Genomic DNA, 26,597 nt, shown 5'->3' with positions numbered 1-26,597 from the left:
TTATTGATGTTGCCCCTCGGGCACTAAAACCTGAATGTAATCTGGAAACTCTACAGCCTGCTGCAAATCATGATAAAACAGTACTCTTCCTTCCTGATCTGCAGATTGCTGCTTGAAACCGGCAAAGCGATAGCTGATATTCATCATTCGGTTCCTTCCGGTATCCCTGAAGTCCGCAAGCATCTGTTTGCCCTGCTTCTGAGCTTCACGCATGATATACGTTAGCAGCACACTCCCTGCTCCCCTGGACATTACTCTGCAAGACATCAGAAGCATGTTTAGCCGCCATACTTTCTGCTGCATGTGAATTAGTGCAAGTCCAATTTTGCCATACGTTCCGTATTTGTCTTCGAGTTCACACACCAATAACATATGGTCCTGCGAGGTCATCAGTTGATGCAGCTCCTCGTAACTGTAGGTAATTCCCGTTGCATTTAGCTGATTGGTACGGACAGTAAGTTCCTCTGCACGTTGAAGATCATCCTCAGTAGCCTCGTAGATGGAAAATTTCATGCCGAGCGTAGCCAGAAATTGTTCTGAAGGTCCTTCATACTGTTCCTCAGCCTGTTTACGGAGCGTATCCGCCTGATACATCTGCCTTCTGCACGCAGAGTCGGCTGTAATGAATCGGGGCATCAGCCTTGGGTCATCAAGCATGGCTTCATATTGATCCGCATGAAGTACCTGGATGTCAGCATGTACACTTTGCACTTCTTCCAGTTCAAAAGGTTGATCATCCACAAACAGAATGGCATCCATGCCGATATTAATGTTCTGCTGAATCCGCTGAACAGAGACGGACTTCGCATCCCAATGGATTTCGGGATACAGAAAATATTCAGCAATGCCCAATTCGTTTAGTTTCGCCCAAGCTAGTTCTGCATCATTTTTACTGGCAACAGAGTGCAAAATACCTCGCTGGTCCAGTTTTTCAATCACCTCCTTTAAGCCCGGCTTCAGTTGCACATCTGCAGATTCAAGCAAAACCCCATCCCATATGGTGTGGTCCAGATCCCAAACGATACACTTGATTTCCTTGAGCTTTTCCATGGCCATGCCACCCTTCATCTTAGTAGGCATAGAATCCTTGACCCGTCTTCCGCCCCCACTGTCCTGCATCAACCATTTTCTGCAACATCGGACAGCATCGGAATTTGGGGTCCTGATAGCTGTCGTACAATACTTTCAATGAATGCACGACCGTATCCAGACCAATCAGATCCGCCGTCTCAAGCGGCCCCATCTGATAATTGAAGCCCTTCTTCATAATGGCGTCCACCTGCTCAGGTGTAGCGATTCCATCCTGTACAATGTACGCCGCTTCATTCATTAACAAGTGCGAAAGGCGATTAGAGACAAACCCGGGCAGATCCTCTATGACAACTGGACTTTTATCAAGAGTTTCCAAAAACGCCACCATCTCATGTTCCGTACCCTGTGTTGTATGATGTCCTTTGATCACCTCCACCATGGATTTAACGGGAACCGGATTCATCAGATGCACCCCAATGACTCGACCTGGGTCAGGCAAAAATGAAGCGAGCTTTGTCACGGAAATACAGCTTGTATTTAGCGCAAATAAAGCATCCGGACGAGCCGTGTGGTATAGTCGTGCGTAAACTTCCTTTTTCAACTCCAGATTTTCAGTTACATTTTCAATAATGATGCTTGCCTCTTCCACACCTTCATCTTGTGTCTGGAACGAAATTCGTTCCATGATCTGATCCAGGGGCACCTGACCGTACCCTTGCTTCAGGAAGCAAGCTGAACGATATTCACGACGTATAACATCAGGAGCGTGTTCGATGACCGACGCCGAAATATCCTGCAAAATCACACGATAACCAGCCCTCGCGACATCCAGTGCTGTGGCGCATCCCATCACACCTGCGCCAATGATTGCAATGAGTCGATTATGCATACCTAATCACCTCCTTATTGAGCTACCATCAGATCAGCTCGTCGTAGAGCTCTTTCATTTCTGCAAGTGCTGCTGGGACACGCTCACTAAACCAGGCAACATCCTGCATATCAAGCAGGATATTCGGATACATCCGCGAGAGCGTAGATACCAGAACACCGTGCTCAGCAAGCTTGCTATTTAACAAAATATCAAAAGACATCAATTCAAACGTATAATCAGCCGTATCCGTAAGCGGCTCCGTGCAACAGTGATAAGAAGCACAGCCAGACGGACCCTGAACAATTAAAGGCAGACCTACCTTCACTGCTTCCTGGCAGAGTATGTCATGCATCATCTCAGCGTGGCGGTTCATGCTGTTCATCGCCTGTCCTCCATTGCGGCCCAACATTTCCAGCGTAGCTTTTACAGCAGCTGTACCTAATGGATAGCCATTAAACGTACCCGCATGAATTACTTTTTTGTCTACAAGCAACTTCATGATATCCGCTCGGCCAACCAGGGCTGACACCGGAACTCCGCCACCGGCGATTGCCTTCCCAAGTGTAGTCAGATCGGGTGTTACACCGAATAACTGTTGGGCACCACCGAGTCCCATACGGAATCCTGTTATAATCTCATCAAAAATGAGCACGACCTGGTACTGGTCACATAACTGTCTGACTTTTTGCAGATAACCCGGAGCAGGCATGACTCCGCCTCCATTTACACAAACCGGCTCCATGATTACTGCTGCAATGTCGTCTCCATGCTCGCGAAATAGTTCCTCCAGACGGACTGCATCATTCCATGGCAGGAGGTAGGATTGAGATTCCATGGCATCCCTTGCCCTCCCCTTTGTTCCTTTCATGTCACCAGGATAGTCTGAAGGTACAGGCAAACCTGTACGTGCAGTCTTGCCACCCATAATATTGTCCGCATTGCCATGATAATGGCCTTCAAAACGTACAAAGCGATTTTTACCTGTCCACGCCCGGGCAAGACGAAGTGCATTCTGGACAATCTCCGTGCCTGATAACCCAAAACGAATCATCTCTGCTGAAGGTACATATTGATGGATCAGTTCCAGAGCCTCTGCATCCAGATCGCAATGACTTACGGAAAGAACACGGTCAATGGTATCCTTCAGACACTCGTTATACTCCTCGTTGCCGTGGCCAACAATGAGGGCACCAAAGCGGGCATATAGATCCAAATACTCGTTGCCGTTCATGTCCGTCACTCTGCTTCGGGAAGCATGCTTGAAATGGAGCGGCGTCTCTTCCCAAGGAAGGTGAAAATTATAGTGGACACCGCCAGGCAGCCATTGTTTCACCCGCTGATTGTACTGCATCATCTCCGTGATCATCCCTTATCGCCTCCCCCACTTGTCTGGTTTACTGCTTCATATCGCTCCAATAACCTGAACCGATCTTGCGGATCATCCAGCGAATAGGCTGCAGGCAAAGTCTTATTCTCAGCCATCATATTTCTTACGCTCTGGCCTGGACCGATATCGATCCATACCGTCGCTCCCAGATTTTGAACGCGTGCCAATGCCTGATTCCAGCGAATAGGTTGCAAAAGCTGGCTGCTCAGCAGCTGAGGAATGTCCTCGGCTCCACTAATGAACTCACCATGTACTGTAGAGCATATGGGAAACACCGGTGCAGAGAAGGAAACCCCTGCAAGCATCTCTTCAAGCTCAGGCTGAATGAACTGCATCAACTCGCTATGATAAGGTGCATCTGCCTTCATTGGCATCATGCGAAAAGGAATGAATTCCCCACCGAAGCCATCCACCTGATCATCCAGCAGTTGAAGACCCTTCCCAGTACCTGCGACGACAAACTGTCCCGGTGAATTATAACCGGAGATCGTCACATACTCGTTCTGACGAATATTCTCGACTAATTCTTCAAGCGCTTCTTGGGTTACATCAACAACAATACCCGCTCTTCCTTTTTGCTCCTGAATGGAGCGATGCATCAACGCACCACGCTGAGCTGTAAAACGGATTCCATCAGCAAATCGCAATGCACCCGCCGCTACTAAAGCCGAAATCTCCCCCAAACTGTGACCTACTGCATAATCTGGAGTCATTCCAGTCCGGCGAACAAATGAGTCAAATAGAACGTAGCTTGCCGTCAGTACAGCAGGCTGAGCATATTCAGAGACCGTCAATTGATCCAGGGTCCCTTCCATAACCAGTGCCTTCAAATCAAATCCAATCACCTCGCTTGCTTCCGCAAAGATCTGATTCGCCTCCGGCTCACTGTCCAACAACTCGCTGCACATTCCGATATACTGGCTGCCCTGGCCAGGAAATAGCGCACAAAACGTCATACGCCACCGCCACGCTTGTAATAGGCTTTTAATCCGTAATGCGAGATCATCTCCTGCTGCATCTGAGAAGAACCTTCAATAATCTCCAGAATTTTGGCTTCCTTATACAGCCTGGCAACAGGATATTGGTTACTAATTCCGTTCGCACCATGCACCTGTAACGCATCGCTTGCAACTTCAACAGCAACTTTGGACGTAAAATATTTGGCGATTGTTGTCTCCATGGCAGCCTGCGGGTCCCTGGCTTCTCTCAGCTCGGCTGCCCGTAAACATAATGCTCGTGCTGCATGGACTTTTGTCACCGCATCTCCAATCATGCCGCGAATCAGCTGAAAATGACTCAGCTTCTGATCAAATTGCTTCCGCTTCCTTGAGTAAGTCACCATGGCATCCAGCGCTTCCTGCGCAATCGCCAGCCCTGCCCAGGCTATGCTATATCTGCCCTGATCCAGCGCCCCGGTTACGATGTACTCAAAACCTTCATTTAGACGTCCAATAATGTAATTCTTTGGTACACGCACCTCATGGAGATCAATCTCAGCTATACCTGTCTCTCCCGCAACCATGACACCTTCAATAGGTTTGGTCTGTACACCCTCAAACTGGCGTTCTACCCAAAAAGCAGTGCTTCGTCCCTGATTCGAGGCAATAATGATAAATACATCTGCCAAATGTCCAAACGTGATCCACTTCTTTTTTCCATTCAAAACATAACAGTCCGATTCTTCTCTCCACTCGGTCTTTACACTTTTGGCATCCGAACCAACTTCCGGTTCAGTCAGGCCAAAGGCAGCAATCCATTCTCCCTTCACCAACTTGGGCAGCCAGGACGATTTTTGCTCAGGCGTTCCGAAACGTACCAAAGTTTCACTTACAAGTGAAGTATGTACCGTTAACAAGCTGCGAACGGCTGGAAGAGCCTTGCCAAATACTTCAGTCAACAGCCCGTACGCCCTGGGGCCGAGACCCATGCCGCCATATTCAGCGGGGATCGAGGCAGCCAAGTAACCTTTTTCAGCCATGGCACGGATCAATGTTCTGGGAATGGCTTGCTGCTCTTGAATCTGTTGAGCATACGGACGAATTTCACGGGCAGCAAACAATTCAGCTTCATGAATGATCTCTTGCTCTATATCCGCTTCAATCATTCGGCAACCCCCTCTTGAAGAAGAGATTCATTGAGATAAGCGGCGAACTCGGCAATTGTTTTGTATTCAAACAACGCAACCGGACTGATGTCAACTTGAAGATGCTTGCGCGCACGGTTAATGATCTTGAGCGCCTGCACAGATGAGACACCAATTTTCAAAAAATTCATCTCTTCATCAATGTCCTCTGGCTCCTGATTCAACGCTGCTGCAATCTCGCTTTTGATAAAAAGCTCAATTTCTTCTTTTGTCATATCATGACCTCCGTTCCCTGATTCACATCTATCCAATGTACATACGGCTCGAATGGATGTGCTGGCAGATGTACAATCTGGCCAGAGCCATTCGGATGTAACTGTTCCCAATCCAGCGCAGCACCACGTACATAAAGCTGTCCCAGTAATAAAGCAAGCTGATCCTCCATGGTAAGCGTCGACTTGGCAGACAGGCGAATGAAGCTCTCCTTGCCACTGTATTCAAGCTGCTGCACTGTCTGATCTGCAGCAATCATAATTACAATGTCGGCGCTTGCCATCTTGCCAGGTGTGTCTTGCAGACTGTCTAACGTCACTCTGTTGTTCACTGGAATGGATTGGCTTGCATGAGCGCTGTGATGTTCCTCGCCATCCAGATGTAAACTGGATACAAGTTCCTCTCCTGCAGCTATTCCTCGAATCTCCTGAATGGAAGGGACCAGACGTACAAGTGTCTCAAGCAAGGTCACCCAATAGTTCAAGGTGGATACCGTATCTTCATTAGAATCGTCTGGCCTGATTACCTTACGAGCTTGAGCCTCATCTTCTCCGCAAATCTCATGCCCCCCAACCACAATATTGACACGAGCAGCTCGGTTTCTAGGCTTGAAGCCAAATTCCATCTCTTCGATGCTCCACTCTCCGGTTGAGCTGACAGTTACTGCTGCACGATGCCGATAATGTTTTCTATATCTGTTTCGGGTAAAACAAAGATCCTCTGGTGCCAGGTCCACATGTTTCTTCACATACTGCTCCGTGTTATCAATCAGCTTTTTTAAAGCATGCTCTGATTTGGCAGAGAACGTTAACAACTGGCCTCGTGCCGGGGCAACTGCACGGACAGGGGCTTTCCATTCCTCCAGCACAATGTGGGCATTCGTACCTCCCAGTCCAAATGAACTGATGCCTGCCTTCCGTGTTTTTCCTTCAGGTACATCCCACGTTTTATGCTCGCTAACAATATGGAACGGCGATTGGTCCAGTCGTAGGGCCGGATTCGGATTATCCATATGCAGACTTGGTGCCAGTTCACCATGCTGCATACTGAGCAGAACCTTGGCAAGACTGGCTCCACTGGAGGCTGCAAATAAATGACCAATATTGGTTTTGACTGAACCTAATCCAATCGAATTGTCGCTTGTGCATCCCTTTTCCCGGAACAGTCGGAGCAAGGCATTCACCTCAATTGGATCTCCAATCCTTGTCCCCGATCCATGTGCTTCAATATAAGAAATCTCGCTCGGATTTAGGTTGGCATCGCGATAAGCGGCACGGAGCACCTCATATTGTCCCTGAGGGTTGGGTGCCATAATGCCCAGGGAATATCCGTCGTTATTCACCGCTGTCCCGCGAATCACACCATAAACATGCTTATTGTTGCGAATTGCCTCTGTTAGCGGCTCCAGATATACAACAACAGCACCTTCTCCTAAGACTGAACCATCTGCTTCCCGGTCAAATACCTTCGTATGTTGAGTGGAAGAACAGATTCCAGCATTGCGTGATAGTTGATGAACATGCGGTGTAGCCAAAATGTTCGCTCCACCTACAACTGCTCCAGAGATACGCTTGTCCTGAATGGCCGCCACAGCTTGTGTCAGTGCTACCAGAAAAGAAGAACATGCTGTATCTATCGACAGTGCCGGCCCTGTAAAATTGTACATGTGTGAAATGGAGGCCGCTGCAATATTGGACATATTGCCTACCATAGCGTGAGAATGAACAGCCTTTCCAAGACTCCGGTTCATATAATCAACAACCAGATCGAAGTATGTGCTTGGGTTAATCCCTACATACACACCCACATCACGCTTCTCCTCATGATCCACGAGCATACCTGCATCCTCCAGCGCCTCATGAGCAACTTCCAGCAACTTCCGATGTTGCGGATCCATAAATGCAGCTTGTTCAGACGGGATTTCAAAGAAGTCGTGATCAAACGTATCCGGTTGCTTCAGTTCCCCAATCCAGTCATCCCAACCGGGTTGCTTGGAACGTGTTGCACGCTCTAAGCTAACCCGGTCAACACTATCTAACCCGTTAACCAGATTGCTCCAGAACTGCTCTTGGGTGTCGGCATCAGGCAGACGCAGAGACAGCCCGGTAATAGCAATAGCACGATGTACATTCAGGTGATTATCTGTTGTTTCAGCTTGTTCAAAGTCCTTCTTTTCTGCTGGAAGTTCCTGCAGATATTCCACCATCTCACGTACTGTACTGCAAAAAACAAGTAGTTCTTGTCCTAATTCACGCCCCATATGTGCAGACAGCTTGTCAAGTAATTGATAGGAGAGAATGGAATTGCCTCCAAGTGCGAGAAAAGAAGTATCCATCTCAATCTTTCCTGCGGGTAATTGAAGAATTTCGGCCCAGGCTTTACGTACGGTATATTCCAAAGACGATGTGGAAACCGTCTCGTGTTGTTGCTGTTGTGTGTTTTGGCGAATCAGCTCTTCAATGGCCTCGATGTCCTTGGTAAATACTCCACGCTCATATTCGTTTCTCAGCATGAAGCGCTGGACCTTGCCACTCGTCGTTTTGGGAATAACCTTGATTGGGAGAACATGGGTGATCTCAATACCCAATCCAGCCCTCATACGTTGGATCAGATCCTGGCGTACATCCAGAAACTGTGGAGTGCCCGATTTGTATTTAACAAATACAAGCAACTCTTCTACTTGTTTGAGGCTGTTAAAGTGCCCGACTACCGTCAGATTCCCTCTAGGAATGCTGCTATTCTGGTACAAAATTTCTTCAAGATCATGCGCATAATGGTTCTGTCCCCGAATAAACACAATGTCCTTGATTCGTCCGCTTACAACCAGGGAGCCATCAGCCATATAACCCAAGTCTCCAGTGCGAAGCCACCCATCCATATACATTTCACGATTGATCTCCGGGAGACTGTAATATCCGGAGGTTACCGATTCCCCACGGATCTGGATTTCGCCAACAACCCGCTCATCCAGCACTTCACCCTGTTCATCCGCAATCCGGATTTGAATCCCTGTCATGGGATATCCTTCATGAACAAATTCGATCACATCCGAAGTATGGCTATCACTGCTAGGCAGCTGGACTGGCACAGCCAGTCCATCCTGCACCAGCCGCGAACGTGAAATACGTTCAATTCGCGGCTCTTCCCCCAGTCTGGAGGTACATACACCTACTGTCGCTTCGGCCATGCCATACGCAGGAAACATCATATTGGGACGATAGCCACAAGAGCTGAATTTTTTGACAAATCGCTCAATAACAGACGTTGATATAGGCTCTGCACCATTCAAGGTCATACGCAGTGAAGACAGATCAAGCGTTGAGAGCTTGGAATCCGGGATCTTCTGAACCATCCATTCAAAACCGAAATTGGTACAGCAAAACCATTTTCCCTGATGCTCCGTAATCTTGCGCAAGAACAGATAAGGCGACCGTACGAAGGTATAAGGTGACATCACCATGATGTTGGCTCCACTCAGGACGGGTGTCAGATGCTGTCCAAATATCCCCATATCATGCGTATGCGGCAACCAGGTAAACACATTATCTCCTTCTTCAGCTCCAAGAAAAGTCTTGCATGCAATACTGTTGGCGATAATATTGTGATTTGTTAACTGCACACCTTTGGGAATTCCCGTGCTTCCTGATGAGAATTGCAGGAACACAATGTCATCAGGAGAGGTTGGGCATAGATCGGCCATCTGCTGGCCTGCTTGAAGCTGATTCACGCTAATCAACATAAGATCTTTGAATACCGGACTTTCCGCAAGCTGCTTATACTTGGGCATGTAGGCTTCCTCGACGATCACAACCGGACGCCCGAGTACCTCCCACACTTTCGTGAATTTCTCCAGACCAGCTGAGCCTGGTTCCCAGGCGGCTGGAGGACTAACAGGGGCGACAATAATGCCCCCCAGCATACAAGCCCAAAATGTACGGTAAAATTCCTGTGACTGGTCAATTTCCAAAATAACGACCTGTCCTTGTTGAATGCCTTGCTCCTGAAGAGACTGCAGGTACTTGCGCGCCTGCATCAGTAATTCAGGATATGATTCAAACTGTTCGTCACCTGAAGAGCTGATATAGGTCATTCCCTTTTCTGGATGAGTATCTGCAATGTAGATTAACATCTCAGCCACTGTTGAATAATGCTCTGGCACAATCAGCTCGGGTCCTCGCTGTATGGATTTACTGGACATGTTGCACCTCCATTGCCTCATTGTGAACTACCACTTTCACATCGCTACCAAGCTTGTCATCAATCAGCTGTTTCATACGTTTGATGTCCAGACCAGCCTGACAGGCCAGATGTACGTACAGACACTCTTCGTCGTAGCGAATTACCCATTCGAATTGGGAGAGTCCCGAATTCGAATCTTGGTCATCCGACGACTGAGACGACATTGGGATCGCTTCGCTGCTGGAGATGAAGCCTTGATAATTAAACAGAATCATCTGACGCGGCTCCTGTTCTGCTTGCCTGTAGGCAGTTCCCAATTGTTCCCGTATGCCATCATATTGTGCCGAGAGGGAAGAATCATGTGTAAGTGCCATAAAGTTAATGCTGTGTCGCTTCGTAAATTCCAGACGTTCCAACAGATCTTCCTGTGTGAATTCACTGTCTACCAGCACTGGAATCAGATCAAGGAATTCTCCCACATAATCGTAGTAGGATTCTTCGCCATACTCCCTTCCGTAATGCACCAGGGCTATTGGCAATTGGCTTATGTTCAGATAAGCCGCAATGATGTTGGCAAAAGTTTCAAAGCATGTCCACCAAACATCTGCAGGCTCCTTCCCTGCAAGGGACAACTCGACAGTCATCGCTGAAGGCGACAATGTTTCTGTTTCCTTCAACTTGTTCATGACGATGGTGTTACATCTATGCCATGCCTGAAGTGAAAATTGTTTCTTCATTTCATCTTCAGTTACCCCTATGGGGCCTTGAGACAGAAAATTTACATAATCCTCATAATTTCGATCACTCTCGAGCTCTACACCTTGCGGTCTATATAATGCCTTCGACTCAAGTTGTTGTTTGATGATTTGGGCACTCATACCATCAAACGCAAGGTGATCAAAACTCCAAATCAGCTTATGCTCTGTGGCTCCTGTACGCAAAATACATAGACGCCATGGTAGTTCCTTCAACGTATACGTTTTGTGTAACAGAGACTGAACCAGTCTGTACTCCAGCTGCTCCATTGTAGCCGAAGCATAATGACGAATATCAAGATACGGGATAAGCTGTTGCAGCATGTCCGCCGCTAATGACATATCACATGGATGCCAATACAATTGTTCTTCCTCATATATTATGCTGTGCAGTAACTGATGCCGGGATATAACCCCAAGTATCAGGTGTTTTACAGCTTGTTCATTCAATTCGCCTTCCAGCGTTGTTGTAAATCCGCTTGCTCGTGAAGTCGTAGAAGCATGTGCTTGTTGAATTGGAGATAGTGGGAATTGACCCATAGGGGTCATGCCAGCCATAAAAGATGAAACCTGATTGCAGCTGTTTAAGACATGCAGGACCAGGCTGTCCAGTTGTTTCTCATGAAGTGTTATGTCCTGTGGTATGACTATCGGGGACTGAATATGCAGGCTATCTTCGGACCAAACTGACGCCGGAGGATTAATATCTACCAATTTGGCAAGTCCTCTAACTGTCGGATATTGGAATAATTCGTTCACATTGATGGCAATTCCTTCTTTTGCCAAAATTTGAGTGACTGCAATCGCTTTAAGCGAATGCCCCCCATTTTGAAAGAAGTGATCTTCCACACCAATACCTGGATTACCCAGGATCTGTTGCATAGCGGCAAGAATGACACGCTCTGTTTTTGTCTGAGGTGAACTCACTTCCATAGACCTCTGCTGCTCTTCAACCAAATGCTCGGACAATGCTCTTCGGTCCACTTTGCCATTGGCATTAATCGGAAGATGATCCATTCGAATAATTCGTGCAGGCACCATGTACTCTGGCAGTTGCTGGTGAAGTTCTCTTCGAATATACTCAACATCTGCCCCAGTGTCGCTTGTATAAAAAGCGGCAATGTAAAGACTTCCTGATGGTTCTGTAACTGTCATGACAAAGGCATCACGAACTCCCGAAAGACGCTCCATGCAATTGCCTATCTCCGATAACTCAATGCGAAAACCTCTAATTTTGACCTGGAAATCCGAACGTTCAATAAAAATCAGACTGCCGTCAGCCAGACGTTTGACGATGTCACCTGTCCGATACATTCGTTCTCCCTTGCGGAAGGGATCATCAAGAAAGTGTTTTCGGGTAAGATCCTCACGGTTAAGATATCCAATACCCACCGCATCCCCACTGATATACAGTTCACCTGGAACGTTGGGTGGCACAGGCTTCAGCTCATCATCCAGAACATACAAAGCTGTGTTAGACAGAGGGTAACCAATGGGCAGTGAGCCAGTATAAGGCTCTGTTTGCTGTAATAAGTGGTAGGAGGCAAAAAAGGTTGCTTCCGTTGGCCCATATCCATTTAACAGTCTGCCAGGTCCCACACATGCAAGAGCTTTGTTGGCATGGCTCATCGATGCAGCTTCACCACCAAACATCACTCTACGCACATTCTTCAAGCATTCAGCATCCCAATCCACCAGCATATTAAACAAGGATGTCGGAATATAAAATACTGAAATCCGTTGCTGTCGGATGACATCCGCCAAACGAGCCATATCCAAAGTGGTCTCTTTTGAGATTAATACAAGAGTAGCGCCATTTATTAATGAAGCAAAAATATCGAAAATGGAACCGTCAAACGCATAGTTAGAAATTTGCAGGATACGATCCTCTGGCACGACGGTGACAAAATTGCTATTTTTCATGACTTTGGTGACATTGCGATGACTCATCACAGTCCCTTTCGGGGTTCCTGTAGACCCTGATGTATAAATGATATAAGCCGGGTCAAGAGCGGTCGTGTTCATATCTTCAACGGGCTCCTGCATGTCTCCTGAATCAAATGCTGCCAGTTCATCTGCCGGCACGATACAAGGAACTACAGATTGCCATGTGGAGGCATAAGCCGTTTCAGTCAATAACACAGCCGCATCGCAATCTTGCACAATAAATTCAATTCTCGATGGCGGCGAAGCGGGGTCGATCGGAACATAACTGCAACCGAGTTTGAGTGTAGCAAGAATACTGATCATCTGGATCGGTCCACGGTCCAAAATGAGAGCAATACTGGAGCCTGATTTTATCCCTTGTCCAAGCAACCTGAACGCCAGCCACTGAACACGTTCATTCAGATCCGCATAGCTCCATTCACCGTCTTCCCAGACCAATGCTGTCTTCTGTGCATGCACATGAACTTGTTCCTCGAATAATTGGGAAATGGTCGCATCTCGCGGATACTGAGCGGCATTATCGTTGACTCCGTACAGCAGCCATTCCTCTTCCTCCGGTGTAGTGAGCTTAATCTGACCAATTCGTTCATTATGCCCTGTTGTGATCTGAGACAGGATATACCGGAATTTATCCAGCATCAGTTCCATGGACTCCGCTTTAAACAAATCCGAGCGATAGTCAAGTTCAACCGTGTACCATTGCTTGTGCTCGACCAGTGTCCAAGTCAGATCAAATTTGGCATCCACCTTACCTTCAACCCATGGTTCAAGCATCAGTTCCCCGGCTTCAGGATCATCGGTTCCCATATTAATGTAATTTAACACCACATCAAATAGGGGGTTGCGGCTTAAATCACCGAATAGACCAAGTTGTTCCACCAGTGCTTCATAAGGATAATGCTGATGCTCATAACAGGATAACAGCTTGCCACGCATCTCATTCAAATACGTCTCTGTGGACCATTCTCTGTCCATGCTGGTGCGAATGGCAAGCATGTTCACGAACATACCCATAACGTTGTTGAGTTCTGGCTTCTCACGCCCCGCAACCGCTGTACCAACGACCAAGTCGTCTTGACCCGTATACTTCCAGATTAATAGATTCAAAGTTGCCATAAACAACATATAAGGTGTAAGCCCTTGTTGAGTACAGAAGTCATTGACCTGTGTGCTTAACGACTCACCAAGTTCAATGGAACGTCTGTCTCCGCTGTAAGATGACGCGCCATGTCTTGGGAAGTCTGTAAGCAATTCAACCGGTGCAGGCTTGTCCTCAAATTCCCGTATCCAAAACTTGGCGTCTTCAACAGATTGTGCGTGTGACGCAGCTTCATCACGCCATTCCGCATAATCCTTATACTGAATGTCAAGAGATTGTAATGTTTCTCCTCTGTACATGCGAGCAAAATCCTGCATCAGGATCGCAATGGAACTCTGATCCGAAATGATATGATGCATGTCGATGAATAAGATGTGTTCCTCTTGAGAAAGGCGAATGAGCTTAACACGAACCAATGGTGCGCTGGTCAGATCAAAAGGCTTTATCCATTCCATGACCTGTTCTAACCCTGCTGTTTCTAATTCCAGCAACTCCACCACGCTTGGAACCTGCTCCTCGACAATTTGGAAAAGCTCACCGTCAATCATTTCAAACCTGGTACGGAATGCTTCATGTCTCTCTACCAGTGCATCCATGATTACTCTGAATTGGGCAGGGTCAAGTTTTCCTCTTACCATATAAGAGCTGGCGAGATTGTACGCCGTACTCTCACCTTTCATCCACTCATGTACCACATACATTCTTCGCTGTGCAGAAGTGGTCTTGTATTTCTCTTTCTTAGTAACTGGCAAGATTGGGTCCACTGAATTGGAGTCACTTGTGGCCTGGTGTTCAGCAATCCATTGAACCATGTGTTCAAACACAGAATGATCAAAAACCTCTTCCAGCCCCAAATTTAGTCCAAACATTTCTTTAATCCTCGACGCCAAGGAAATCGCTTTTAATGAATGACCTCCAAGCTCAAAGAAATCATCTTCAAGGCCGACTTCTCCATTACCAAGCAACTCCTGCCACAATTGCGACAATACATGCCTTATCTCATCATCAGTCCGTTGAACCCTGACTTTCCCAGATGGAGATTGGTCTAATGCTGCGATAGAACCCGCTGCAACCTGCGACATACCTGCAAGCTGATACAACGCAACATCATGTTGATGAACAATGGGATCAAAGGAATACGTCGGCAGGGAGATTTTTTGCCTACGCCCCGTTCCGTTTAACTGTTCCCAATCCAACTCCATGCCAGAGCACCAGCAAAAAGCAAGTACTTTCATTAAATACACGTCTGCCTCAAGCAAGCTCTGACGATCTCCAGTAAGAGCAATGATGTTTGGCTCTGATAATGAATCCGGGGCTATTTGTTCTGTATCCTGCAGCTGATTCGAAACGATCCACAGCGTATGCCCAGCAGATTCAGAAAGCGTCTTGCGATTTAGCAGCGTGAACAGGAAATTTGGAGATAACAGTGGTGCAATACTCGACGCAAGGTCTGTTACAGTTGCATCTGTCATCCTTCCTGTCAAAGCATCTGACAATGCTCCTTCTTGTAGTGACCAATGCTCCAGATTGTATAGAAGCCCAACGGCATGTACTGGATCAAGTGCATCACTAATAACCAACCCCACCAGTTCGCCAACGCCTTGTCCACAGACAGCATCCGGCTTGATACCAAGCTGCATCACGGTTTTATAAAGAGCATATTGCACAACAAAGCACTGCATACGCTCAAGCCTTGAATCGGTTAACGATCGCCCTATGCCCTGGCGAATGGCATACTGTTCCTTGGACTCAAAGAGATTCAGTATCTCTTCAAAGTGCTGCTTGAATATCTCTGAGACCTGGCTGCGATACACAGAAGCATATAGTTCCCGAATCTTGCGCGCTTCCCAACTTGCATTTCCGCTGAGATAAAACATGACCTTAGGCTTCCCATTCATCACACTTGTCTGTGGCTCAAACTCTACAGACTGCTCGCTTGGCGGAATATAACCATCTACAACGATTAGTGCTTTACGATGAATGAATCTGCTTCTTCCCTTCTGTAGTGTCCATGCAGCATTGGGCAACTGCTCCGGCAATGCATGGATCGCCTGTAGAACCGAATCGTACGTGCGTTCCAGCGCAGATTCACTTTTGGCCGAGAAGGGCAGCAGAAGCAATGATTCATAATTGGCTTGGCTCTCTTGGACGGGCGGTTGCTCCAGAATGACGTGAGCATTAGTACCCCCGATCCCAAACGAACTGACACCTGCTCGCAGGACATGCTTCGCGTCTTCTAATGACTGTGGCTCCTTGTTGATATAGAAGGGACTATGCTCCAGTTCCAACATCGGATTCGTCCGATTCATATGAATCTGTGGCGGAACCACCCGGTGATAAAGCGTCAGTACGGTTTTAATAAAACCGGCGACACCTGCTGCCGCATCAAGATGCCCAATATTGGCTTTCACAGAACCTAGAGCACAATAATTTCTACGATCTGTTCCCCATGACTGCCTGAGCGCTTCAATTTCAATCGGGTCACCCAGTTTGGTTCCTGTTCCATGCGCCTCCAGATAGGAGATCTCTTTTGGAGACACTCCCGAACGATGAAGAGCTGATTGAATAACCTTGACCTGCCCGGCCACACTCGGTGCCGTATATCCAATCTTGTCCATGCCATCATTATTAATCGCTGAACCTTTAATGACTGCATAGATATGATCTCCATCTCGCTGTGCGTTGCGGAGTGACTTGAGCACAACCATTCCGCATCCATTACCAGACACAGTACCAGATGCCTGCTCATCAAACGGTCTGCAATGACCATCCTTTGAATAAATCATGCCTTCATGCCAGCGATAACCTTCTTTGAGCGGATAGGAGATAGAGACACCTCCCGCAAGTGCCACATCACACTCCCCACGGATCAGCGATTCAGCAGCTTGGTGGATAGCGACCAAAGAAGTTGAACATGCGGTCTGTACGGCCATACTCGGCCCTCTCAGATTTAATTTGTGAGATACTCGGGTTGTAATATAGTCCTTTTCATTTAAAGTCATGGCTTCAAAAGCATGTAGCAAATTACCGGAACGACCTAGAAATTGCACCATCCATGGTAAGCTCAGTCCACTTCCGGCAAATAATCCTATAGATCCCTCATAACTGTAAGGATCACACCCGGCATGCTCAAGCGCCTCCCATGAGCACTGATGCAGCAGCCGTATTTGCGGATCCATCATGTTGGATTCCTGATGCGGATATTCGAAAAATCCGGAGTCAAAATACTCAGTATCTTGCAGTACACCTTTGGCCCGTACATAATCGGGATGTTTGAAGTCTTCCGGTCGTACACCCGCAGCGATTAGATCCTCCTCATTCAGACGGGTGATGCCGTCCTTACCTGCCATTAGATTATCCCAGAACTCCTCAATATTTCCTGAGCCGGGAAAATGCCCTGCCATGCCAATGACTGCGATATCTGACGACGAAGAATCTCTGCTACTGTGTTCTGAAGCAAACGAGATACTCTGTTTTGGTCTGCTCTGCTCCACTTTGCTGTGTTCAACTGTGCTCATCACATCATCTTTGGGAGCTGTTGTCGGGTCCGGGTTCGTAACAGGATATCCAGCCGTAGCGATATGCCCGCTCTCCTCTCGCACCTGTTGTGTAACTGTCGGCAGCATCTGCTCAGCCACCAGATGAGTGACCAGTGATGCAATGGAGGAATGCTCAAACAATTGCACCAGCGGAATGCTTTGATCCAGATAGGCATTCAGCCGATTATTAATCAGAATAAGCCCCAACGAGTTGCCTCCGATGTCAAAAAAGTGATCATGGATATTAACCGTATCCAGATTCAATATTTCCTTCCAAGCTGCAATGAGCATCTGCTCCAGATCAACTTTTGCCCGCTCCATTCCTTGAATCGATGAGCCATAAACCAGAGCAGGGTTATCCCTCTCTCCCGTTTCGAAATCAGCCAGACGAAGGGCATTGCGATTCAGTTTGCCATTAGGCAGCACAGGCAGATTTTCCAGACAAATCAAGCGAGAAGGCATCATGTACTGTGGAAGCCGCTGCTTTAACCAGGTCCGAAGCTGTACGTCTTCATCTTCCATAACGGAAGGCCCAATCCCAGGCTTCAGACTGTAGAAAAGGATTAATTGCAATGAATGTTGCTCGGCCCCTTCTACCTTAACGACAGCTTCTCTTACACGTTCATAATTCATCGCTGCCTGCTCAATCTCGTTCAGTTCAATCCGGTAGCCACGAATCTTCACCTGCTGATCCAACCGTCCCATTAACTCAACATCCCCATCCGGCAGTATACGGGCCAGATCGCCAGTTCGGTACAAACGGCCTCCCAACACATTCGAGTTTGCAATGAATCGGGCATCGGTCTCAGCTGCATTGTGCAGATAACCGCGGGATAATCCTTTTCCTGCAATGCACAGCTCTCCATAACTTCCAGGTGGCAGTATTTCACCTTCATCATTCAGAATATAAATCTCTGTATTGGTAATGGGCTTGCCAATGGTAATCGCGGCTGTGTCATTCAATTCTTTGGTCGTTGACCAGATCGTAGTTTCCGTTGGTCCATACATGTTAAAGACTCGAGCGGGCGTAAGCCGCTTCAGATCGGTGAGGAGTCCCACAGGGACATTTTCCCCTCCGGTAAGAACACACCGCAGATTGCCCAGCGCCTGAGCGAATTCCGGATTTTCGACAAATGCCTTAATGCGTGAGACCGTGCTAAGAATGTGCGTAACACCATGTTCACGTATTCGACGTGAAGCAAGAGCCGGGTCAAGCTGTTCCTGCTCATTGGCCAGATACAGCGAATATCCGGTGCATAATGGTGCCCACACTTCAAATCCGAAAATATCAAAAGATATGGTCGTTACACTGATGATGCGATCTGTCTCATGTGCAAAAATATGTCGGTGCCTGATGTCCTCAACAAAATTGACCATCGCCTCATGAGTAATCATGACCCCTTTGGGACGCCCCGTTGATCCTGAGGTGAAAATCACACAGGACAGGTCCGAAGACAGGAAGTTTACGTCCGGGTTAACGGATGAGCGCACATCCTGGGCAGTTGGATCATACACGAATCGCTCTCCGCTAAAAGTCACTGTGCCTTCTTCATCAGGCGTACACAGTAATACGTTCATTCGGCTATCTTCGATCATATTCAGGATACGCTGCGGCGGAAAAGCAGGGTCCAGAGGCACATAAGCCGCCCCAGCTTTCAGCACCGCCAATAGCATAATGATCAACGATTCATCACGTCTGGATAATACGCCCACAGGTTCATCCCGGCGCACACCTTGATCAATAAGCTTCCAAGCCAGCGTATTAGCTTTTTCATTAAGCTCCCTGTAGGTAAAAGCGGCTCCGGATGATACAAGGAGAGCTTCCTTGTCTGGTGTGTGTTCTGCCTGCAGCTCGAACAGCCGATGCAGACCCACCGCAGGAGTGTAATCCAGACGTGGACCAGCAAGCAGATGGACTGGGTGCTCATGAGAACCAATGTTTCTCTCAAACAGTTCGCTCAGAGACAGATTAGGCTGTTGTACAACCTCTTGGCAGAGTCCGATAAACTCCTGCATCATACCTTCAACTGTGTCCCGGCGGAACAGATCCAGCGAGTATTCGATATATCCTTCAATCACCTGCTTCTCCCTGTTTTCTTGACAGGTCATTAACAGATCATAAGTAGACGTACCCGTCTCCACCGGAAAAGAACTGAATTGCAAACCATGAAGTTCGAGTCCATGCAAATCCATGTTCTGATAATCGAAACAAACATCAAATACCGGATTTCGGTTCAACTCACGTGTCACGCCCAGTTGTGCCACAAGCTCATTAAACGGATACTCCTGATACGCAAAAGCATCGAGTGTATGTTGTTTAAGTTCGCGTAAAAAATCAGTGTACGTACGATCAAACGTTGGAAAATTCCGCATCGCAATCATATTGACAAACATGCCTACCGTCTCTTTCCACTCCTCTTGCATCCTTCCTGCAACAGGCGTTCCTACCACAATGTCCTGCTGACCTGAGCGGTGTGCTAGAAGAAGATTCCACACACTTAGCATTACCATATACATGGATGCTTCCGATGAGGAAGCCAGCTCGTGCAAGTTTTGTGTTAACGAACGATTCAACGTGAAATGGAGACGTCCCCCTTGCATGGATCGCTGTGATGGACGCTCCTGGTCAAGTGGAAGCTCCAGCACAGGTAAAGAAGGGCCAAGATGGTCCAGCCAGTACGTTTGATGTGAAATGTATTCATTTGAAGCGAGACGCTGCTGCTGCCATACCGCGTAATCTTTGTACTGCAATCGGACTGCATGCTCTTTGCCAAAATATAAACCATTGAAGTCACGAGTAATGATTTCGACAGATGTACCATCTGCGATAATATGGTGAATATCAAAGAATAGCAGGTGCTTGCGCTCGCCTATCTTAATCAGTTCAACCCGCATAAGCGGAGCACTCCCCAGATCAAAAGGACGAATCAATGTCTCGATCATCGCAGGCAACTCTTGGTCATCTGCCACATGCTGCTCTGCATAGCCCATACTTAAGCGAACCGAAGGTTGGATGATCTGAACGATCTCAACGCCCCGTATCTCAAACGATGTTCTGAGCGCCTCATGATGCTGCATCAACTTCTGCAAAGCAGACTCAACTCTTATACGGTCCAATTCACCTTCAATAATGGTTGCAGACGGTAGGTTGTATGCCGTATTGCCTGGATCAAGCATCGCTTGTGTGAACATACGCATCTGTGCAGAAGAGATTGGATACGCATCCATAGTGGGTGCAGATTGAATTGTCTGTTGGTCCACTTTTGGTTTCGCAATGACATAGAGATGCTCCGCCAATTGAATAGGCGTTGAATGATTGAAAATATCTGCTACCTCAGGCTGAATTCCTAAATGAGACCGGATCCATGCAGACAAGCTGACTGCTTTGAGAGAATCTCCTCCAACCGCAAAGAAATTAACCTCTTCATCTAGATCATCGATGCCAAAAATCGTTCGATATGCATCCAGAACAAACTGTTTCAATTGGTCTGAACCACCAGTATAAACTGTCCCTTTTATTAGAGCAGAGCTACTTCCCTTACCCTGCTCTGCATGTTGCCTATCATCCCCGGTACCCATTCCTTCCGCTGCTGATGAGCCAGAAAGAGAAACACTGACAGGATAGGATTGTTTGTTGAAAACATAAGTAGGCAGAGAGCATTTGCGTCGTACCGTCTGCCCTTTGAGCACCTTCCAGTCCGGTTCAATGCCTTCGCACCATAACTCCGCAAGTCTGCGGTTCACATAGATACTGTCCTGCTCTGTTTCCCTTACGTGACGCAGCATATTCAGTACCGTCTGAGAATCTCTTGATTGACTGTGCTGTCTGGCAAAGGAACTTAGCGTTCGTCCTGCACCGACTTCAATTAATACAGCGCGCTCATCCTTCAACACTTCAGCCAGGTTTGATTCAAACAACACCGGCTGTAAAATATGACGGGACCAATAGTCAGGTTGTGTGATTTCATCTCCAAGCGTCCATGTTCCACTGGTGTTGGACAGTAATGGGATCTGTGGCGTATGAAGTGAATGCTCTGCTAGATAACGTCTAAATTCCTCGGCAGCCTGATTCATCATTGGCGTATGGAATGCATGGGAAGTCTTCACACGAATGCACTTCCAGCCCAGTCCTTCAGCCTTGGCTTCCATCCGTGAAATGGCTTCAGCTGTCCCACCAATCACACTGGAACCTGTAGTATTCACCAGGGCAAGCCACATGTCTTCCTCCAGTTGTGACTTCACCTGCTGTGCATCCGCCATAATGGCAAGCATGACCCCGGGTTGTTGTTGCTGCATCAGACGTCCGCGAAGCCGAACTAACTTGACAGCATCTCCGAGTTCGAACACACCCGCTACCGCAGCGGCAGCCAATTCACCTATGCTGTGTCCGATCATGCCATCTGGCTTGATGCCCAGATCCAGCAGCGACTTGGCCAGCGCATAACTGGTCATGAACAGTGCGAATTGGCTGTACTCCGTCTGGTTTATTCGCTCAGGCTGCTGATCCCCGTATACAACGGACAGCATATCTTCTCGTTCTTCCGCAGGCAGAAGGTCCAATATTTCCTGAATATAACTTCTGAAGATTGGAGCTAGGCCTGCTTGCTCTGTAGATCTGTATAGTTCTGCACCCATTCCCTGATACTGACTGCCCTGTCCGGGGAACATAAAGTATACGGGACGGGTGTCTTGAGCTGAATGGTATACGCGTGCTTTCCCCAGCTGCTGTATCAGCTTGTCCGGATTATCCTTCCATGTCTTATCCAGAATGAGTGCCTTACGATACGCAAAAACAGATCTACCTGACTGCAAGGTCCACGCTGCGTTGGACACAGATTGATCCGGCTGCTGAGTCAGATGTTCCATAATCCGTTCAGCGGTGCGGTTCAGCGAGTACTCTGTTTTGGCGGAAAAAAGCAATATATTTACGTCATCATCCGGACTGCACTTCTCCATCTCGGGAGCCTCCTCCAATACCATGTGAGCATTCGTGCCCCCCACACCAAATGAATTGATTCCTGCGCGCATGACTCCAACATTGCCCTGTTTCCAGTCCACCCCTTGTGCAATAACTTTAAAAGGCGTATTCAAAAAATCAATCTTGGGATTAGGCTGCTCATAATTCGCTGTTCCAGGGATATAACCTTGTCCAAGACTGAGCGCTACCTTGATTAAACCAACCACACCTGCGGCTGTATCCATATGTCCCACATTGCCCTTGACCGAACCCAGATAACAAAATTGCTTTTGGTCGGAAGCAAAGGCCCGAGTTAACGAGTTTACTTCAATTGGATCACCAAGCAACGTTCCCGTACCATGTGCTTCGATATAACTCACCGTTTCCGGGTCTACTCCGGCGACCTTATAAGCATCCTGAATGACTTCAGCCTGTCCGTTTACGCTTGGAGCAAGAAAACTAAGTTTCTCTTGTCCGTCATTGTTAATTGCTGAGCCTTTGATGACCCCGTAGATATGATCTCCGTCCCGCAGAGCATCGGTTACCCGCTTCAGCACCACAATTCCCATACCATTGGAGAAGATGGTTCCACTGGCTGCCGCATCAAATGGACGACAGTGTCCATCTGTGGAGAACATCATGCCATCCTCAAATATGTAACCCCCTTCATTGGGCAACTCCACGGTGATCCCACCAGCCACGGCCACATCACATTCTCCAACGATCAAAGATTGACATGCCAGATGAGGTGTAACCAATGAAGTAGAACATCCCGTCAGAGCGGTATAGGCCGGCCCTTTTAAGTTAAGTTTATAAGCCATTCGGGTAGCGAGAAAATGATTGGTGCTGAGGGTAAATGCTTCGTATTTACTGCTATAGTTAGCATCGTTAAAAAGCACTTGACGGTACCATTCGAAGTCATCGGACCCGCCAAGGAACACACCCACCTTACCCGCCTCATCCGGTCTGCAGCCTGCATCCTCCAGCGCTTCCCATATTCCCTGATACAAAAGTCTGAATTGGGGAGACATCATTTTGGCTTCACCGGGAGTATAGTCAAAGAACCCTGCGTCAAACTCATCGATGCCGTTGGCACGTCCTTTTGCCTTGACGTAACGAGGTGAACGCAGCAGCGCTTCCTCCACACCAAGCTCCCTCAATTCATCATCACTATAAAAGTGAATGCTTTCCCGCCGTTCAACCAGGTTACTCCAGAACTCCCTTATATCCTCAGCGCCCGGCACATTCACCGCCATGCCCACAATTGCAATGTCCTCACGCATAATGCCGTCTTTTCGTTGAAACAATTGTTCCCTTTCAGTCGGTACCCGGACTGCCTCATCCTTCGGACCCAGCGCGGCAAATTGACGCAATGTCGGGCATTCGAAAAAACGAGGAACAGGGAACTCCACATCGGTATAATGTTTTAGTTTATTGTGAGCCTGAATGACAGAAAATGAATTTCCGCCCAATTCAAAGAAATGGTCATCGCGCCCTACTCTCTCAACACCGAGCACTTCGGCCCACACTTCGGCTATAACCTTCTCAAGTTCGGAAGACGGGGCGGTATAGAACGTATTGGAAGTGTGAGCATGCGTGATATCTGCCATGAGTGCCTTCCGGTCAATCTTCCCACTGCTATTCAATGGAAATTCGGATTTATGTACAAAAACGGATGGTATCATGTATGCCGGTAACGAACGAGACAGGTGCTCTCTCAATCCGACAGAAGGCAGCTCCTGCTCTGACAGATAGTAGGCATACAGCAAGCCGGACCTACCTTCAAATGATTTCATGACTACCACGGTCTGGATGACACCCGGATAGGATGACAGGGTATTCTCAATTTCGCCTGTCTCCAGTCTGGCTCCCTGAATTTTAACTTGGAAATCAATGCGTCCCAGATATTCGATCGTACCGCTTGGGAGTGAACGTACCAGATCCCCTGTGCGGTACATGTACCTGAAATGCGCTGCGTCCTGTCCTTCTTGAAAGAAAGGATTAGGGACAAACTTCTCTCGGGTCGTCTGTTCCAGATTCAGGTATCCACGCGCAAGCCCAACACCGCTAAGACAAAGCTCCCCTGGAATACCTAACGGCTGAAGCTCATCATGATTTCCGACGACATACCATCTGGACTCATTGAGCGGGTAGCCAATCGGTACATTGCCCAAGCCTTCGTAATGGCTTAACGGATAATGAGAAACCCATATGGTGCATTCGGTTGGACCATATACATTTTCAAGACTTGCTCTCATGCCTAACCTGTTAAACTTCTCAATGATGTCAGGCGTAACTGCCTCTCCGCCAACAAACATCCATTTCAGCGTTTCCAATGCTGACAGATCGGAGCGGAGTTCCATCGTTTCCAGAAAAAGACGGAATAACGTTGGAACAAAGTTGATGTGGGTCACCTTATGTGATGCCACCGTAGACAAAATACGAGAAGGGTCTTTTTCTGCTCCAGGCTCAAGAATACTTAGTGCGCCTTCACCCATGAACCAGCCGAAAAGTTCCGTGGCCGACACATCAAAGGTATATGCTGTTTTCAGCAAGTAAACATCCTGCGCCTGCATTGGAAAACGACGCTCCAGATCAAGCAGTGTATTGACTACGCTATGATTTTCAACCATGACTCCTTTTGGCTTGCCTGTTGATCCGGATGTGTACATGATATAGGCAAGGCTATGCGGATTCAGCGCCTCTTCGAGATTTGAGGCATCTCCTGTATAGGCCTGATCTCCCTCAACGTAGATGTACTGGACATCCAGAGTCTCGTCATCTTTTTCGGGCTGCATAGCCAGCACTATGGATATGTCTGCATCCGATATAATATAGGCCTTTCTGGACAAAGGATAGGAAGGGTCTACAGGCACAAAAGCACATCCGGCTTTTAATACAGCCAATAGGGCTATGACCATATCCGAGGAACGCGGCATCTGCACGCCAACTGCCGCGTTATCACTTTTTTTACTCGCAACGATCTGCCTAGCCAATTGATTCGCTTTTGCGTTGACCTGCGCGTAGGTCTGATGCTGCTTCCCTTCCATTAGAGCTACCCGCTCCGGGAAACGTGCTACTTTATCGTGAAAAATATCCATAATATGTTGTGGAGTGTAGGGAAAATAAGAAGTTTGATTGAATCGGTACAGTAAGTCTTCTTTCTCATCCTGCGTTAGGAGGCTAAACTCACTGATTTTTTGATCAGAATTGGTTACTAGTTGATTCAGCAAGTATAGAAATCGTTGGCCCATTCGCTCCATTGAATCTTCACGGAACAAGCTCGGTTTGTATTGCAGCTTCAATTGAGCACCTTGCGGTAAACGGCTCAACACCACCATTAGATCTCCTGGAAACGTAACCTTATCCTGATCCAGAATACGAGTTCCGAGCATATCTTCCTCATAGGAATCATAAACAAAGGAAATATCAAACAACGATGGTGATCCGGGTTGAGCCTGTAACATGCTGTCTCTGACAATGAGGTTATTGGGATATCCGATGTTCCTGTACGTATCCATCCAGGTTGTGGCTACTTGTTGCAGCAGAGGTTTTAGAGTTGATTCGAGGTCAATATGGAATCGCATGGGCAACATATGGACAAAACATCCAATCGTTTCTTCCAAGTCCATACCGGGACGATGAGAATATGGGGAGGCAAAGGTGATATCGTCTGTACCGACATATTTACTCATAAGAATGCCAAAGGCACCCATAAAGAACATAAAAACGGTTACTTCATTATCTTTGGACATCTGTGTAATATCAGCCATTAACGATTCCGAAATATCAAATCGCAGTTCATGACCAATTCCTTCTTGTAAAGAACCTGCTGGAAAGTCGTGCTTTAGAGAAAGAGGTTCCGCTCCCTTCATTTTGTTTAACCAGTATTCCCGCTCTTTGGAGTACTTGTTTTCGTGCAGTTTCTTGTTCTCTGCCTCAACATAAGAGATGAATCCTTCATCCAGCTTGACATCCACAGGCTGATCTTCAAGAAGACACGTATATGACTGAATAAGTTTGTTTTTCATCAGTTCAAGCGACATGCCATCACATATTAAATGATGAATACATAAGGTCAGAATATATCGGCTTTTATCCATCTGAACAATCATTATACGGAACAGAGGACCTTTCTCCAGATCAAAAGGTGTCCCGATGCATTCATCCACCAGTGCTTCTAACTGTTGTTCCTTTGGATTCTCCTGATTCTCGCTACTTAGGTCCCACAAGGTAAGTGAATAATCCATATCTTCAAGAACGGATAACACGGGTACATCATTTTGAATCTCAATCCGAGTACGCAGCACCACTTGCTCATACATAAGCAATTCGATGGCCCGGCGAAATATCTCCATTTGAAGATGATCAAATTGAATTGAAGCTGAGATGTTATACGAAGTGGGATCATTCACCTGACAATCAAAATAGATTCCCTTTTGTGTTTCGGAAAGTTCAACGGTTTTTTGTACCAT

General features: G+C 47.3%; 8 protein-coding genes. All 8 read right to left on the bottom strand.

Annotated features, from left to right (window positions below):
• From IFU39_RS15885 to IFU39_RS15850, 8 genes are read right to left on the bottom strand one after another with little or no spacing between them, the layout of a single operon-like run.
• A complete protein-coding gene (locus tag IFU39_RS15885; RefSeq protein ID WP_446740342.1) occupies window positions 1–1,080 on the bottom strand; it encodes an HAD-IIIC family phosphatase in 1,080 nt (359 codons plus the stop codon).
• Window positions 1,070–1,921, bottom strand: a complete 852-nt coding sequence (locus IFU39_RS15880; RefSeq protein ID WP_091013879.1) for a 3-hydroxyacyl-CoA dehydrogenase family protein — start codon at window positions 1,919–1,921, stop codon at window positions 1,070–1,072. Before IFU39_RS15880 ends, IFU39_RS15885 begins: the two co-directional genes overlap by 11 nt.
• Before the next feature lie 28 nt (window positions 1,922–1,949).
• Complete coding sequence (locus tag IFU39_RS15875; protein ID WP_091013876.1) at window positions 1,950–3,269, bottom strand: aspartate aminotransferase family protein; 1,320 nt, start codon at window positions 3,267–3,269, stop codon at window positions 1,950–1,952.
• The gene (locus IFU39_RS15870; protein ID WP_192133600.1) at window positions 3,266–4,246 is read right to left on the bottom strand and encodes an ACP S-malonyltransferase; all 981 of its coding nucleotides are present in this window, start codon (window positions 4,244–4,246) and stop codon (window positions 3,266–3,268) included. Before IFU39_RS15870 ends, IFU39_RS15875 begins: the two co-directional genes overlap by 4 nt.
• Window positions 4,243–5,394 (bottom strand): acyl-CoA dehydrogenase family protein, encoded by a 1,152-nt coding sequence (locus IFU39_RS15865; protein ID WP_091013872.1) that lies wholly within the window; start codon window positions 5,392–5,394, stop codon window positions 4,243–4,245. The genes IFU39_RS15870 and IFU39_RS15865 overlap by 4 nt, the downstream gene beginning before the upstream one ends.
• On the bottom strand, window positions 5,391–5,648 hold the full coding sequence (locus tag IFU39_RS15860; protein ID WP_017687150.1) for an acyl carrier protein: 258 nt from the start codon (window positions 5,646–5,648) through the stop codon (window positions 5,391–5,393). Before IFU39_RS15860 ends, IFU39_RS15865 begins: the two co-directional genes overlap by 4 nt.
• Window positions 5,645–9,844 carry a beta-ketoacyl synthase N-terminal-like domain-containing protein gene (locus IFU39_RS15855; protein ID WP_192133598.1) on the bottom strand — a complete coding sequence of 1,400 codons (4,200 nt, stop codon included), beginning with the start codon at window positions 9,842–9,844 and terminating at the stop codon, window positions 5,645–5,647. The genes IFU39_RS15860 and IFU39_RS15855 overlap by 4 nt, the downstream gene beginning before the upstream one ends.
• Window positions 9,834–26,597 (bottom strand): non-ribosomal peptide synthetase/type I polyketide synthase, encoded by a 16,764-nt coding sequence (locus IFU39_RS15850; protein WP_244661006.1) that lies wholly within the window; start codon window positions 26,595–26,597, stop codon window positions 9,834–9,836. The genes IFU39_RS15855 and IFU39_RS15850 overlap by 11 nt, the downstream gene beginning before the upstream one ends.

The organism is Paenibacillus sp. CFBP 13594 (genome assembly GCF_014842675.1).
In the GTDB taxonomy this organism is placed as follows: Bacteria; Bacillota; Bacilli; order Paenibacillales; family Paenibacillaceae; genus Paenibacillus; species Paenibacillus amylolyticus_B.
The sequence above is the reverse complement of the archived record's forward strand: the minus strand, read 5'-3'. Positions and strand labels throughout refer to the sequence as shown.

Coding starts and splice junctions, on each gene's coding strand:
- IFU39_RS15855 (WP_192133598.1), bottom strand. CDS start 9,844: ATGTCCAGTAAATCCATACAGCGAGGACCCGAGCTGATTGTGCCAGAG.
- IFU39_RS15885 (WP_446740342.1), bottom strand. CDS start 1,080: ATGCCTACTAAGATGAAGGGTGGCATGGCCATGGAAAAGCTCAAGGAA.
- IFU39_RS15850 (WP_244661006.1), bottom strand. CDS start 26,597: ATGGTACAAAAAACCGTTGAACTTTCCGAAACACAAAAGGGAATCTAT.
- IFU39_RS15875 (WP_091013876.1), bottom strand. CDS start 3,269: ATGATCACGGAGATGATGCAGTACAATCAGCGGGTGAAACAATGGCTG.
- IFU39_RS15865 (WP_091013872.1), bottom strand. CDS start 5,394: ATGATTGAAGCGGATATAGAGCAAGAGATCATTCATGAAGCTGAATTG.
- IFU39_RS15870 (WP_192133600.1), bottom strand. CDS start 4,246: ATGACGTTTTGTGCGCTATTTCCTGGCCAGGGCAGCCAGTATATCGGA.
- IFU39_RS15880 (WP_091013879.1), bottom strand. CDS start 1,921: ATGCATAATCGACTCATTGCAATCATTGGCGCAGGTGTGATGGGATGC.
- IFU39_RS15860 (WP_017687150.1), bottom strand. CDS start 5,648: ATGACAAAAGAAGAAATTGAGCTTTTTATCAAAAGCGAGATTGCAGCA.